Genomic DNA, 12585 nt, shown 5'->3' on the forward strand with positions numbered 1-12585 from the left:
TCGAGGAGCCAACGCTGAAGAATGCGGCCATCAGGTAGCCGCAATCTTCAGCGTTGGCAGACTGTCCACATCAGGCCGCCAGCTCAACGAGGCTGAACTCACAGTCCGGACCGCAGGCGTGGCCACTCACTGTGATCCCGTGTCGCCGCATCACCTGGGTGATCTTCGCGGCGGGCCGGCAGGGTCGGTCGAAAACCTGACGGTAGGACAGTCGGACGGTTGAGCGGCCGTCGACCGCGGCGTCGAGATCGCGCTCGACATCCTTGTCTCATGCCGATGCCGTGTTGTGGAACAGGAGGCCATCGAGTTCGACCACGAGCCGTTGGTCGTACTCAGCATCGCGGTAGCTCACACCCACCGATGAGGTCGAACGCTTCTGACGAGTGGCCCGGGGCAACCCGTGCGCCCGTTCCACGCGATTGAGGTACCCGTGCTCCAGGACCGAGCAGGTGCCCTCGGCAATGTCGACCAGCACCGCCCGTAGCCAGCGCGCCGCGACTGGCAAGCGTTGGCCAGCACCGCAATCGCATCGAACTCGGATATGGCCTGGCATGCGACGTCAAGGGCGGCTTCTTCAAAACGCAGCCGTGGCGGCCCGACGTGCCAGAGCACCCGCTCCTGCAGGTGTGCGACATGGTGGACGCGCACCCCGTATGGTTCGGCCAGCACGCCCCGGTCGCGGGAGACTGCGACATGGATCACCGCACCCTCGTCGGTCAACGCCGATTCCAGGCACAACGCCGCCGGAGCCGCGTAAAGCACTGCGGCCCAAGCTCGTTGCAGCCAGGCCAACGGTCCGGTGTGATCTATGTACACGCCGTCGTGGACCCGCGCCCACTCATTGCGCCGCAGCAACCGTCGAATGTCGTGCTGCTGCAGCCCCGCATCCAGGGCTTGCCGACGCGAAATGACCCCGGACTGCCGCCGAAGCACGTCCTCGATGCCCACGCCATCGATGCTCGCCCGCCAGCACCTCCACGACCAGACCCGTTTCGCGCACCTGTGGATAACTACTTGGGCTGAAGATCGCGGCTACCTGGCGACCGCAATCTTCTGCGCTGACGGGCCCGCAGTGTGGCGAACGCGACTCGCCCACACCCTCCCAAGTTAGTTATAGTAGCTAATAACTAGCTTTGCTATACATCTGGAGGACATCATGGCGCGGACCGACAACGACACCTGGGATCTGGCCACCAGCGTGGGTGCCACCGCCACCAGTGTCGCCGCATCCCGGGCACTGGCCTCCAGCGCCGCCGACCCGCTGATCTCTGACCCGTACGCCCGACCCCTGGTCGACGCCGTCGGCGTGGACTACTACGTCCGCCTGGCCCAGGGCGACCTCGTCGCCGACGGCGCCGCCGAGCCGCTCGATCCGCACGTGATCGCCGACGGCATGGCCATCCGCACCCGTTACTTCGACGACTTCTTCCTCACCGCCATCGACGCCGGCATCCGCCAGGCCGTCATCCTGGCATCGGGTCTCGATGCCCGCGCGTACCGGTTGCCCTGGCCGACCGGGATGACGGTGTTCGAACTGGATCAGCCGGCCGTCGTCGAGTTCAAGGGCCGCGCTCTCGCCGACCTGGGCGCCGCGCCGGCCGCGGAACTGCACGCCATCGGCATCGATCTGCGCCACGACTGGCCCGCCGCCCTGCGGGCCCGTGGCTTCGACCCGCAGGCTCCGACTGCGTGGATCGCCGAAGGACTGCTCGGGTACCTGCCTCCCGAGGCCCAGGACCGGCTGTTCGACAACATCACCGCACTGAGCGCCCCGGGTAGCCGCATCGCCACCGACTGGACCACCGGGCCGTCCGAGCTGGCCGAGAGCCGGATACGGATGCTCACCGAGCACCAACGCGAGCAGGGCCTGGAGTTGGACGACCTGTCAGAGCTGATCTTCTCGGGTGACCGCAACGCCGTCGCGGACTACCTGACCGCAACCGGCTGGCAACCCGAAACCACCACGGCCGAGCGGATGTTCGCAGTCCACGGCAGGCCCTTCCGCCGCGACGAGGCCGCCGCCGGGCTGCTCGACGCCAACTACACCGCCGCAGAACTGGTGGCCTGAGCGGCGATCGGGTCAGGGCTGCGTCAACCCGATGGCCAACAGCGCCAGCCACCCGCACGCCACACCCACGCACGATCCCAGCACGAACCAGCGCCACACCGGCCGGTGCCGCCAGCCCAACACGGTGGGGGCCAATCCGCCGACGGCCACCATGTTCAGCCCCACCGCCAACAGTGGATGTACGCGCAGCAGCCCCACGCCGAGCACCACGATCGCCGCGCCCAGCACCGCGGCCACGAAACCGGCCACCGTCAGGCCAGTACCCCACGGCGTGGAATCGTCGGTCACGGTGTCAATCTAACGCGATCTCAGCCTCCGAGCCGGGCACGCTCGTAGAACGCGAGCGCCGCGGCCGTGGCGACATTGAGCGAATCGGTGCCGCGTGACATCGGGATGCGCACGCGCACATCGCTGGCCCGCATCGTCCGCTCGGTCAGGCCCGGCCCCTCGGCACCGACCAGGACCGCCACCCGGTCCCCGTCGAGCTGCGACATCGCCTCCGACAGTGTCGCAGCGGCCGGGTCCGGCGTCATGGCGATGAGTCGAAACCCATTGTCCCGCAATAATTCCAGATCATCCGGCCACGAGGCGGCCCGGGCGAAGGGAACCAGCAGGGCATGCCCCATCGACACCCGCACGGCCCGCCGGTACAACGGATCGGCACATCCCGACCCGAACACCACCGCATCGACCGCCAACCCGGCGGCATTGCGGAAGATCGACCCGAGGTTCTCGTGGTCGTTGACGCCTTCGAGCACCGCCACGGTGCGCGCCCCGGAGATCACCTCCGCCACCGACAACTCCGGCGCCCGCGAGGCCGAGGCCAGCACGCCGCGGTTGAGGTGGAATCCGACTGCGGCGGCCATCACGTCGGCATTGGTCCGGTAGAACGGCACGTCCACACCGTCGAGATCGGCGGCCAGTTCCGTCAGGCGCCGGTCGGTGCCGAGCAGCGCGCGCGGAACGAACCGGGAAGCCAGCAAGCGCTGCGCCACCAGCACGCCTTCGGCGATCACCAGACCTTTTCCGCTGGGCAGATCGGGCCGACGGTCCACGCTGTTGAGATCGCGGAAGTCGTCCAACCGGGAATCGGCCGGATCCTCGATATCGATGACCTCCAGCAGACTCACGCGCCTTCGAGAACCATGGCCGACATCAGATCGGTCGCAGTGAGCAGAGTCTGGCGCTCATCAGGATCCAGCCGCGAGAGCAGCGTCATGAGCCACTCCTGGCTGGCCCGGCGCTCGGCCTCGACGAGGGCCATCCCGGCCGGCGAGGCGGACACCACGATCTGGCGTCCGTCCAGCGGATGCGCGGCGCGGGCCACCATGCCCTGCTCGGCCAGTGAGGCGATCACCCGCGTCATCGACGGGGGGCGTACCCGTTCCCGCAAGGCAAGGGCCCCCGGTGTCATCGCGCCCTCTTTGACCAGAGTGGCCAGCGCCGAGAACTGGGTCAGCGAAACCGGGGATTCCGCACGCCGCGTACGTAATTGACGCGCGAGACGAACAACTGCCAGCGCCAGGTCATTCGCAAGCCGCGCCTCCGGATCCTTCACATCGGAAATAGTACTGAGGCGCTGAAGGTAAAGGGCTAAAACCAAGACCAATGAATGTGGACCGCATCGGATACGTTGGTCACCGATGACCGAGGACACCAACGACGCGCCGGAACCCCAACCGCCGGCCCTGCCTGCCGCACTGCTGGAGCCGTGGCCGGTGATTCTGGTGATCGCCACGGGCTGGTTGATCGCCACCGTCCTGACCTTCACCGTCGGCGGTCTGCAACACTGGCGGCCGTTCACAGTCGCCGGACTGGTGATCGGCGTTCTCGGCACGACCATCTTTCTGATCCAACGCCGCGCCGTACGCCGCGGATCCCGCGGTGCGCAAAGCGGATTGACCTGAGGAGACATCATGGCCGCACCCCTACTGCAAGCCACGATCGACATCGACGCACCGGTTGACAAGGTCTGGGGATTGATCTCGGACCTAACCCGGATGCCGCAGTGGAGCCCACAGTGCCGGCTGATGAAGCCACTCGGCCCGTTGCGGCCGGGAACCCGCACCTTCAACCTCAACCGGCGCAAGTTCGTGTTCTGGCCCACCACGTCACGCCTCACCGAGGTCGTCGACAACAAGAAGCTGTCCTTCCTGGTGGAGGGCAACAACACCGTGTGGAGCTACGAACTGGAACCGACCGGCACCGGCACCCGGGTGACCGAATCCCGCCGCGCCGAGAACGGCACCACGGCAGTGTCCAACGCTCTGGTCGGCGCATTGTTCGGCGGAGTCCCGAGCTTCGAGGACGAACTCGTCGACGGGATGAACGCTTCGCTGGCGCGGATCAAGGCCGCCGCCGAGAACTGAGCAGAGCTCAGCACCGGTGCCCAATTCGCCTCAGTCGGCGGTGTCGAGCACACCGTCGTCGTACGGCTCGTACAGCGGTGACCCGGTGCCGGGCGGTTGCGGGGTGTCCGAATGGGCGCCGCAGCCGTACTCGGCCTCCACCACACGCCCGTCGGCCGACAGATCGTTGGCGCACACACCGAACATCACGCCCAGCGCGCCGCCGAGCGGTAGGTAGAAGCCACAGTCGCGGCAGACCCGACGCGTCGAGCGAGCCATCGCCGAACCCGGCCCATAGTCGCCGTCGTACCAGCGCTGCGCCGCCTGCGCCCGGCCCCACTCGCTGAGTACCTGACGGCGCCCGAAGCCGAGTTCCAGCGGGGCGTCGTCGATCAACGGATCCCCGGTGGCCACGTACCCCGGCACCAGACGCGGATCATTCGGCGGCGGGGCCAACAGGTCGCCGGGCCCGAGGTCACCGGGGCGGACCCGGTTCTCCCACGGCACCCACTCCGGCGCCAACAGCGCCGTCGGCCCCGGGATCAGGACCAGCTCGCTGATCGTGGCGTGGTCGGCGCCAGGGTAGGCAGCCACCACGACGGCCCACTGCCAGCCGCGGTAACCGGGCAGGTCAGCCAGGAATCGGTGCGTGGCCGAGGAGGCGTCCTCGATGCTCACACCGAGGTATTCACCCACTGTGCCCTCACCGCTGAACTCGATCAGCGCCGCACGAGCCTGTTCGGCGGCACCCAAGAGCACCGCCTCCTGCTCCTGCGACGGCGCCGTAGGGCCAGCCGTCGAGCCTGAGTCGGGGGTCTGCTCAGCAGATTCGGTCACGCTTTCCATCGCCTCCATAGTGCCTGATCGGGGCAACCACAGACCACACCGGTCGCCTGTCGGCCGCCCGCGCGCCCGATAAGAGAGAATCGGGGGGTGACCTACTACCCGCCGCGGCCGCCCGCCGATCACGGCGAGGAACATCCCGGAATGGCCAACTACCCCAGCGACGAGACGCCTCGGCGGCCACGCAGGCAATCGGTGCCGAGCTCCAACCGCTGGCTGCCACCGCTCGACGAGCAACACACCGCGACGCACCCGAGGCAGGACGACTCGCAACGCTCCCACGGGGTCGGATCGGCAGCCGGCGAGAAGGTCACGGTCACCCGGGCCGCCGCGGCGCGCAGCCGCGAAATGGGTTCGCGCATGTACGGTTTCGTGCACCGCGCGGCCACCGCCGACGGCGCCGACAAATCCGGGCTGACGGCGCTCACCTGGCCGGTGGTGGCGAACTTCGCCGTCGACGCGGCCATGGCCGTCGCGCTCGCCAACACGCTGTTCTTCGCCGCGGCCAGCGGCGAGTCCAAGAGCAAGGTCGCCCTGTACCTGCTGATCACCATCGCGCCGTTCGCGGTGATCGCCCCGCTGATCGGGCCTGCGCTGGACCGCCTGCAGCACGGTCGCCGGGTGGCGCTGGCCGCCTCGTTCGCGTTGCGCACCGGGCTGATCGTGATCTTGATCGCCAACTACGACGGCGCCACCGGAAGCTATCCGTCCTGGGTGCTCTACCCGTGCGCGCTCGGCATGATGGTGCTGTCCAAATCGTTCTCGGTGCTGCGCAGCGCGGTCACCCCGCGCGTGCTGCCCCCGTCGATCGACCTGGTCCGGGTGAACTCCCGATTGACCACCTTCGGCCTGCTCGGCGGCACCGTGGTCGGCGGCGGCATCGCCGCAGGGGCCGAATACCTGTTCAACGTGGCTCAACTGCCCGGGGCGCTGTACGTCGTCGTCGCGGTCAGCGTCGCCGGCGCGGTGCTCTCGATGCGGATCCCGAAGTGGGTCGAGGTCACCGAGGGTGAGGTGCCCACCACGCTGAGCTACCACGGCCAACCGGGCGGCCAGGGTGAGATGGGCCGTCACCCCGGCAAGCCCAAAGCCGAACGTCAGCCGTTGGGCCGCAACACCATCACCGCGTTGTGGGGCAACTGCACGATCAAGGTGATGGTCGGCTTCCTGTTCCTCTATCCCGCGTTCGTCGCCAAATCCCACGATGCCAGCGGCTGGGAACAGCTGCTGATCCTCGGACTGATCGGGGCCGCGGCCGGCGTGGGCAACTTCGGCGGCAACATCGCCGCCGCACGGCTGAAACTCGGTCATCCTGCGCAGCTGGTGGTGCGGGCGGCCGCGGCGGTCACCGTCGTCGCCCTGGCCACCGCACTGACCGGAAACCTCATGGTGGCTGCCGGTGCGACGCTCGTCACCTCGGCCGCCAGTGCCATCGCCAAGGCCTCGCTGGACGCGTCCCTGCAGGACGACCTGCCCGAGGCCTCGCGGGCCTCGGCGTTCGGCCGGTCGGAATCAGTGCTGCAGCTGGCCTGGGTGATCGGCGGCGCCACCGGGGTACTGATCTATACAGACCTCTCAGTCGGGTTCACTACGATCACGGCCGTGCTGATACTGGGCCTGGCGCAGACCATCGTGAGCTATCGCGGCGAATCACTGATTCCCGGCCTGGGCGGTAACCGCCCGGTCCACGCCGCACGAGAAGGTGGCAGCCGTCCTACGGCAGCCCCGACGACAGCACAGTGGGAGTCCCGATGAAGCGTGCTCTGGCGGCCCTGGCAGCCGTGGTCGTGCTGGCGATTGCCGGTACCGCGGTGGGGGTCTGGCGGCTGCACAGTACGCACGGCGATCGGTTGCCGGAGATCAGTGCGTACTCGCACGGACACTCGGTGCGGATCGGCCCGTTCCAGTACTGCGAGGTGCTCAACCTCGACGACTGCAAGGAACCGCGCACTACGGGCGAGCTGCCGGTCACCAAGGACAATCCGGTGCAGCTCTCGGTGCCCAGTGCGGTCGCCCGGGCGCCGTGGCGGCTGCTGCAGGTGTACGAGAACCCGATCGACACGACGGTGACGTACTTCGCACCCAAGACCACGCTGGCCGTCACCATCCCCAGCACCGACCCACAACGTGGGCGACTCACCGGCCTGGCGGTCCAGCTGCTGACCCTGGTCCAGGATCAAAACGGCCAGGAATTCGCGCTGCCCCACGCTGAGTGGTCGATCAGCACCGTCTGGCCCTGATCCTTCCGCCGGATTGCTGCTTGCTTCCACAAGCAACCGTGATCCGGATTCCGCGTACCGAACTTTGGTGCGGTTATACAGCGATAACGTAAATTCATGAAGCCACTGATCGCTGGGCTGGCAACCACCGTGCTGGCAGGCGGTTTGGGTCTGGGCGCCCTCGGGGTGGGAGCCGGTACCGCACAGGCCTATACCTACGGCCCATTCCAGTGGTGTCCTGGGCAACCCCTTCCGAACGACCCGCCCCGGTCGGATACCGAACTGGTGTGGGACATGGGCGTCTGCCACACCTACTACTTCGAATACGACGTACGAACCCACGCCCCCGCGCGTTACTGGGAGGGACCGAACCTGTTCCCGACGCCGATCCCGCCGCCTCCGCCGCCGGAGAATCCGCCGAACATCTTCGAGCAGTGCCCCGGGCTCATCCCCTTCGTCAACTGTCTGCCCGGTCTCTAGCCTCGACGGCTACGAAGCGCCGTGTCCGTCCGGCACACGTTCGCCCTCGGGCGTCGGACCGGGCGGGGTGCCGTCACCGAAAGGACTGCCGCCCAAGGATTCCCGCCCATGTGACGTGAGCCAGTCGGCCAGGTCCGGACCCTTGGGCACGATCTGCGTCGGATTGATGTCCGAATGCACGATGTAGTAGTGCTGCTTGATCTGGACGAAGTCGATGGTGTCACCGAAGCCCGGCGTCTGGAACAGATCCCGCGCGTACGCCCACAGCACGTCCATCTCGGTGAGCTTGGACCGGTTGCACTTGAAATGACCGTGATAGACCGGGTCGAACCGCGCCAGCGTGGTGAACAACCGGACGTCAGCCTCGGTGATGGTGTCGCCCACCAGATAACGCTGGGTGCTCAGCCGCTCGGTCAGCCAGTCCAGCGCCGCGAACAACCGGTCGTAGGCGGCGTCGTAGGCCTCTTGTGAGCCGGCGAACCCACAGCGGTACACGCCGTTGTTGACCTCGGCGTAGATGCGCTTGGCCACCGCATCGATCTCCGCCCGCAACGGCGCGGGGTACAGCTGCGGAGCACCCTCGCGGTGATATGCCGTCCACTCGGTGGAGAAATCCAGCGTCATCTGGGCGAAGTCGTTGGTCACCACCGCACCGGTAGCGACCTCGACGATCGCGGGCACGGTAATGCCCTTCGGGTAGTTCGGGTCGCGTTTGAAGTACGCGTCCTGCAACCGCGGGATGCCCAGCACCGGATCGAGCCCGCCCGGATCGAGGTCGAAGGTCCAGCTGCGTGCGTCGTGCGTCGGGCCGCAAAAGCCAATGGACAGAGCACTTTCCAGGCCCAGTAGGCGTCGCACGATGATGGTGCGGTTGGCCCACGGGCAGGCCCGCGCCACGATCAGCCGGTACCGGCCGGCCTCGACGGGGTAACCGTCACCCCCGTCGGCCGTGATCCGGGTGGTGATGTAGTTGGTGTCGCGGTTGAACTCGCCGGAGGCGGACTTGCCGGCGACGTAGGTGCCCTGAGCCATAGGCCCAGTCTCCTCGCGCGAGTACTAGGCGTCGAGCTCCTGCGCGACAGCCTTGACCACTTCGGACACCCGGCGCGCGACCTTGCGGTCGGGGTAGCGACCCTTGCGCAGCTCAGGCTGCACGATGTCCTCGAGCAGCGTGATCATGTCCGAAACCATGCCGTGCAGCTCATCCGGAGTGTGCTTGTGCTCGGGACGCTCAGCCTCGCGCCGGGTACGGCTCAGGCTCGGCGGCGGATCGATGAGCTTGACGCTCAACGCCTGCGGGCCACGACGGCCGGCGGCCACGCCGAACTCGACCCGTTGACCGGCCTTGAGGCCCTCGACGCCCGCGGGCAACGCCGACGAACGCACATAGACGTCCTCGCCGTCCTCCTGGGACACAAAGCCGAAGCCCTTTTCGGCGTCGTACCACTTCACCTTGCCGGTCGGCACTGCACTCACCCGCTCGTCTTGTCAGAACTACATACACACATAAAGGTCGCGTCCCGTCAGCGCCGGGACGCGATGGAGCGATCTTACTCGGACCTGACTGGGTGCTTCACCCCTATTACTCGGTAGGCTTGCAACCACCTCTGGGAGAGAGATGCGCCGGTAATGCGAGTGATCCTGAACGTCATCTGGTTGATCTTCGGCGGCCTGTGGTTGGCGCTGGGATACCTGCTGGCCGCGCTGATCTGCTTCGTGCTGATCATCACCATCCCGTTCGGGTTCGCCTCGCTGCGCATCGCCTCCTACGCCCTGTGGCCGTTCGGCCGCACGATCGTCGACAAGCCGGGAACCAGGCCCGGCGCCCTGGTCGGCAACATCATCTGGATCGTCCTGTTCGGCTGGTGGCTCGCGCTGGGGCATCTGGTCAGCGCGGTGGCCATGGCGGTCACCATCATCGGAATCCCATTGGCGCTGGCCGATCTCAAATTGATCCCGGTCTCACTGGTCCCACTGGGCAAGGAGATCGTCCCGGTCGACTCGGGCAGGGTGCCGGCATGACGCTGACCTCACTCGGGCTGCCCGCTGTGAGCGGGTCCGGTCGCCCGCCCATCGGGCCGGCCCCGGCGAGCGGCCCGCTGGTCGACACCTACGGCCGGGCGGCCACCGACCTGCGGGTCTCGCTGACCGACAAGTGCAATCTGCGCTGTACCTATTGCATGCCCGCCGACGGTCTGGACTGGTTGCCCGGCGAGGCGCTGCTGAGCACCGCCGAACTGAGCCGGCTGTTGCGCATCGCCGTCACCAGCCTGGGCATCACCAGTGTGCGGTTCACCGGTGGCGAACCCTTGGTCACCCGCCATCTGGAGGCCGTGGTGGCCGCCGCAGCCGCACTGCACCCCCGCCCGGAGATCACGCTGACCACCAACGGCATCGGGCTGGCCCGGCGCGCGGCGGGCCTCAAGCAGGCCGGGCTGGACCGGATCAACGTGTCCCTGGACAGCGTCGACGCCGCCCACTTCGCCCGGATCACCCGTCGGGACCGGTTGGGTGACGTGCTCGACGGCCTGGAGGCCGCCAAGGCGGCCGGGCTGGCGCCGGTCAAGGTCAACGCCGTGCTGGACCCGGTGTCGGGTCTCGACGACGCCGTCAACCTGTTGGGCTACTGCTTGGACCACGGATACCAGCTGCGGATCATCGAACAGATGCCCCTGGACGCCGGACACACCTGGCAGCGCGGCAGGGTGATCGACGCGGACACCATCCTCGCCACCCTGCAGAAGCACTTCGATCTGCGGCCAGATCCGAAGCCGCGCGGCTCGGCCCCCGCCGAGCTGTGGCAGGTGGCCGCGTCCGATGCCCATCCCGGCGGCACCGTCGGGGTGATCGCCTCGGTGTCACACGCCTTCTGTTCGGCCTGTGACCGCACCAGGCTGACCGCCGACGGCCAGATCCGCAGCTGCCTGTTCTCCACCGAGGAGAGCGATCTGCGCGCACTGCTGCGCGGCGGCGCCGACGACGCCGGTATCGAGGCGGCGTGGCGAACAGCGATGTGGGGCAAGCCTGCCGGGCACGGCATCAACAACCCGGATTTCGTGCAACCCGCCCGGCCGATGAGCGCGATCGGCGGCTAGATGACAGGGCACACGGTGGCCGTGACGGTCCGCTATTTCGCCGCTGCCGCCGCGGCGGCCGGAGTTGATACGGAAACGTTAGATTTGGCAGAGGATGCGACCATCGCGTCGCTCGTCGAGCAACTCAGCGGCCGCGACTCAGAGCTTGCGCGAGTGCTAAAGCGCTGCTCATACCTGTGCGACGGGATGGCCGTCCGCGATCTGAACAAACGGGTGTCAACGCCTCAGACCATCGATGTGTTACCCCCCTTCGCCGGCGGCTAACGTGATTTCCATCACATAACGAAATGGTCACGAGCTGGCTACGGCACGGTGGAGCACCTCGCCCACCTGCGACAACACAGAAGTAACCTGCACCTTTAAACAACTTTTAGAGTTTGCTCGGATCGAAAACGCCCGAGGCCGCTAAAGGTGACGGGATAGCGGGCAGCAGTTACCGTTCATTCCCAAGTCAACGGACCCTAATCAGTTGACCTACCCCCATACCGACGCGCCGAGCTCCATCCATCGGGCAGGGGTTAACGACGAACAACAAGGATGGAGGCGGGGGACCCAACCGGTCCACCGACTTATCTCAGGACCAGGAGCCGCTTGCGGCCCCTTGGGGTGAAGCCGTCGCCGTTTCGACGACGCCGGCCGGGTGACCTCTCCTACCCGAACCCGACAGCTGACCTCGTGGGCGCATACGAGAGGACCTTCACGCTTATGAGTGGACGGCATCGCAAGCCCACCACGTCTTCATCAGCCAAGGGCGTCGCCAAGATCGCGGTGACCGGCGCTGCGATCGCAGGCGGCAGCCTCGCGATGGCGAGCCAGGCGATGGCCGCGACCGACGGCGAATGGGACACCGTGGCTCGCTGCGAGTCAGGTGGCAACTGGGCGATCAACACCGGCAACGGCTACCACGGTGGCCTGCAGTTCTCGCCCAGTACGTGGCGTTCAAACGGTGGCGGCGAGTATGCACCCAGCGCCTTCATGGCCACCAAGGAACAGCAGATCGCCGTCGCCGAGCGCGTGCTGGCCGGCCAGGGCAAGGGCGCTTGGCCCGTCTGCGGTCGCGGCCTCTCGGGCTCCACCCCGCGCAACGTGGTCAACGAGCCCGCTCCGGCCCCGCTGGATGCGCCCGCGGTCAACGGCGAACTGCCGCCCGGCCCCGACGCCGCGCCGCTCGACGCACCGCTCCCGGCAGACGCCCCGCCGCCTGCCCCTGAGAACCTGCCCCCGGCACCCGAGAACCTGCCCCCGGCGCCGGAGGACCTGCCGCCGGCTCCCGAGAACCTGCCGCCGGCACCGGAGGCACCGGCCCCTGAGGCTGCACCGCTGGACGCCGCGCTGGCCCCGGCTCCCGAGACCGCACCGATCTCTGACGCCGCACTGCAGGTACCCGCCCCTGAGGCACCGGCTCCTGAGGCACCAGCTCCTGAAGCGCCCGCTCCCGCCCCTGCGGTACAGCCGGTCAGCTATTTCGATCAGATCCAGCAGGCCATCGAGAAGCAGGGCCTCGACGGCAACATCGTCATCAACGGCTGAGT

The 12585-nt window shown here is 67.6% G+C and carries 17 protein-coding genes and 1 riboswitch; of the genes, 10 read left to right on the forward strand and 7 right to left on the reverse strand.

Annotated features, from left to right (window positions below):
• Positions 1–348: 348 nt before the first annotated feature.
• Positions 349–948 carry a type IV toxin-antitoxin system AbiEi family antitoxin domain-containing protein gene (locus tag HBE63_RS20730; RefSeq protein ID WP_371814791.1) on the reverse strand — a complete coding sequence of 200 codons (600 nt, stop codon included), beginning with the start codon at positions 946–948 and terminating at the stop codon, positions 349–351.
• Between the two features lie 208 nt (positions 949–1156).
• Here HBE63_RS20730 and HBE63_RS20735 point away from each other — a divergent pair, with 208 nt between their 5' ends.
• Positions 1157–2068 (forward strand): SAM-dependent methyltransferase, encoded by a 912-nt coding sequence (locus HBE63_RS20735; RefSeq protein ID WP_166906426.1) that lies wholly within the window; start codon positions 1157–1159, stop codon positions 2066–2068.
• A 12-nt stretch (positions 2069–2080) separates the two neighbouring features.
• On the opposite strand, the gene HBE63_RS20740 is transcribed toward HBE63_RS20735, so the two are convergent.
• From HBE63_RS20740 to HBE63_RS20750, 3 genes are read right to left on the reverse strand one after another with little or no spacing between them, the layout of a single operon-like run.
• Positions 2081–2356, reverse strand: coding sequence for a DUF2537 domain-containing protein (locus HBE63_RS20740; RefSeq protein ID WP_166906427.1), 276 nt, complete (start codon positions 2354–2356; stop codon positions 2081–2083).
• 20 nt (positions 2357–2376) lie between these two features.
• The gene (locus HBE63_RS20745) at positions 2377–3198 is read right to left on the reverse strand and encodes an RNA methyltransferase (RefSeq protein WP_166906428.1); all 822 of its coding nucleotides are present in this window, start codon (positions 3196–3198) and stop codon (positions 2377–2379) included.
• The gene (locus tag HBE63_RS20750; RefSeq protein WP_166906429.1) at positions 3195–3626 is read right to left on the reverse strand and encodes a MarR family winged helix-turn-helix transcriptional regulator; all 432 of its coding nucleotides are present in this window, start codon (positions 3624–3626) and stop codon (positions 3195–3197) included. The genes HBE63_RS20745 and HBE63_RS20750 overlap by 4 nt, the downstream gene beginning before the upstream one ends.
• 85 nt (positions 3627–3711) lie before the next feature.
• Here HBE63_RS20750 and HBE63_RS20755 point away from each other — a divergent pair, with 85 nt between their 5' ends.
• Both HBE63_RS20755 and HBE63_RS20760 read left to right on the forward strand, forming a co-directional pair.
• Complete coding sequence (locus tag HBE63_RS20755; RefSeq protein ID WP_166906430.1) at positions 3712–3975, forward strand: DUF2530 domain-containing protein; 264 nt, start codon at positions 3712–3714, stop codon at positions 3973–3975.
• A gap of 9 nt (positions 3976–3984) precedes the next feature.
• Positions 3985–4437, forward strand: coding sequence for an SRPBCC family protein (locus tag HBE63_RS20760; protein ID WP_166906431.1), 453 nt, complete (start codon positions 3985–3987; stop codon positions 4435–4437).
• A gap of 30 nt (positions 4438–4467) precedes the next feature.
• Here HBE63_RS20760 and HBE63_RS20765 read toward each other — a convergent pair whose 3' ends face one another.
• Positions 4468–5262: a DUF3027 domain-containing protein gene (locus HBE63_RS20765; RefSeq protein ID WP_166906432.1), complete on the reverse strand. Its 795-nt coding sequence runs from the start codon at positions 5260–5262 to the stop codon at positions 4468–4470.
• Positions 5263–5403: 141 nt separating this feature from the next.
• Between HBE63_RS20765 and HBE63_RS20770 the strand changes: the two genes are divergently transcribed.
• The 3 genes from HBE63_RS20770 (at position 5404) to HBE63_RS20780 (ending at position 7958) form a co-directional block, all read left to right on the forward strand.
• Positions 5404–7014, forward strand: coding sequence for an MFS transporter (locus tag HBE63_RS20770; protein ID WP_243858761.1), 1611 nt, complete (start codon positions 5404–5406; stop codon positions 7012–7014).
• Positions 7011–7499 carry a DUF2771 domain-containing protein gene (locus HBE63_RS20775; RefSeq protein ID WP_166906434.1) on the forward strand — a complete coding sequence of 163 codons (489 nt, stop codon included), beginning with the start codon at positions 7011–7013 and terminating at the stop codon, positions 7497–7499. The genes HBE63_RS20770 and HBE63_RS20775 overlap by 4 nt, the downstream gene beginning before the upstream one ends.
• Positions 7500–7595: 96 nt before the next feature.
• Positions 7596–7958 (forward strand): hypothetical protein, encoded by a 363-nt coding sequence (locus tag HBE63_RS20780; protein ID WP_243858195.1) that lies wholly within the window; start codon positions 7596–7598, stop codon positions 7956–7958.
• A 9-nt stretch (positions 7959–7967) separates the two neighbouring features.
• Here the strand turns inward: HBE63_RS20780 and HBE63_RS20785 are convergent, their stop codons facing one another.
• Both HBE63_RS20785 and HBE63_RS20790 read right to left on the reverse strand, forming a co-directional pair.
• Positions 7968–8990 (reverse strand): glutathione S-transferase family protein, encoded by a 1023-nt coding sequence (locus tag HBE63_RS20785; protein ID WP_166906435.1) that lies wholly within the window; start codon positions 8988–8990, stop codon positions 7968–7970.
• Positions 8991–9014: 24 nt separating this feature from the next.
• The gene (locus HBE63_RS20790) at positions 9015–9425 is read right to left on the reverse strand and encodes a cold-shock protein (RefSeq protein ID WP_135452677.1); all 411 of its coding nucleotides are present in this window, start codon (positions 9423–9425) and stop codon (positions 9015–9017) included.
• A 162-nt stretch (positions 9426–9587) separates the two neighbouring features.
• Here HBE63_RS20790 and HBE63_RS20795 point away from each other — a divergent pair, with 162 nt between their 5' ends.
• The 4 genes from HBE63_RS20795 to HBE63_RS20810 all read left to right on the forward strand — a co-directional run bounded on the left by HBE63_RS20795 (position 9588) and on the right by HBE63_RS20810 (position 12583).
• A complete protein-coding gene (locus tag HBE63_RS20795; protein WP_166906436.1) occupies positions 9588–9980 on the forward strand; it encodes a YccF domain-containing protein in 393 nt (130 codons plus the stop codon).
• Entirely contained in the window at positions 9977–11053 is a 1077-nt protein-coding gene (gene moaA, locus HBE63_RS20800) for a GTP 3',8-cyclase MoaA (RefSeq protein ID WP_166906437.1), read from the forward strand. Before HBE63_RS20795 ends, moaA begins: the two co-directional genes overlap by 4 nt.
• A complete protein-coding gene (locus HBE63_RS20805) occupies positions 11054–11317 on the forward strand; it encodes a MoaD/ThiS family protein (RefSeq protein WP_166906438.1) in 264 nt (87 codons plus the stop codon).
• 248 nt (positions 11318–11565) lie between these two features.
• A riboswitch (cyclic di-AMP (ydaO/yuaA leader) is annotated at positions 11566–11750 on the forward strand.
• A gap of 8 nt (positions 11751–11758) precedes the next feature.
• Positions 11759–12583, forward strand: a complete 825-nt coding sequence (locus HBE63_RS20810) for a transglycosylase family protein (RefSeq protein WP_166906439.1) — start codon at positions 11759–11761, stop codon at positions 12581–12583.
• The last annotated feature ends 2 nt before the right edge of the window (positions 12584–12585 follow it).

This window comes from Mycobacterium sp. DL440 (assembly GCF_011745145.1).
In the GTDB taxonomy this organism is placed as follows: domain Bacteria; phylum Actinomycetota; class Actinomycetes; order Mycobacteriales; family Mycobacteriaceae; genus Mycobacterium.

What these genes read in the sequence shown, in the direction of transcription:
- HBE63_RS20760 (WP_166906431.1), top strand. Translation starts at nt 3,985, where the DNA reads ATGGCCGCACCCCTACTGCAAGCCACGATCGACATCGACGCACCGGTT.
- HBE63_RS20780 (WP_243858195.1), top strand. Translation starts at nt 7,596, where the DNA reads ATGAAGCCACTGATCGCTGGGCTGGCAACCACCGTGCTGGCAGGCGGT.
- HBE63_RS20785 (WP_166906435.1), bottom strand. Translation starts at nt 8,990, where the DNA reads ATGGCTCAGGGCACCTACGTCGCCGGCAAGTCCGCCTCCGGCGAGTTC.
- HBE63_RS20775 (WP_166906434.1), top strand. Translation starts at nt 7,011, where the DNA reads ATGAAGCGTGCTCTGGCGGCCCTGGCAGCCGTGGTCGTGCTGGCGATT.
- HBE63_RS20805 (WP_166906438.1), top strand. Translation starts at nt 11,054, where the DNA reads ATGACAGGGCACACGGTGGCCGTGACGGTCCGCTATTTCGCCGCTGCC.
- HBE63_RS20795 (WP_166906436.1), top strand. Translation starts at nt 9,588, where the DNA reads ATGCGAGTGATCCTGAACGTCATCTGGTTGATCTTCGGCGGCCTGTGG.
- HBE63_RS20765 (WP_166906432.1), bottom strand. Translation starts at nt 5,262, where the DNA reads ATGGAAAGCGTGACCGAATCTGCTGAGCAGACCCCCGACTCAGGCTCG.
- HBE63_RS20735 (WP_166906426.1), top strand. Translation starts at nt 1,157, where the DNA reads ATGGCGCGGACCGACAACGACACCTGGGATCTGGCCACCAGCGTGGGT.
- HBE63_RS20770 (WP_243858761.1), top strand. Translation starts at nt 5,404, where the DNA reads ATGGCCAACTACCCCAGCGACGAGACGCCTCGGCGGCCACGCAGGCAA.
- HBE63_RS20810 (WP_166906439.1), top strand. Translation starts at nt 11,759, where the DNA reads ATGAGTGGACGGCATCGCAAGCCCACCACGTCTTCATCAGCCAAGGGC.
- HBE63_RS20755 (WP_166906430.1), top strand. Translation starts at nt 3,712, where the DNA reads ATGACCGAGGACACCAACGACGCGCCGGAACCCCAACCGCCGGCCCTG.
- moaA (WP_166906437.1), top strand. Translation starts at nt 9,977, where the DNA reads ATGACGCTGACCTCACTCGGGCTGCCCGCTGTGAGCGGGTCCGGTCGC.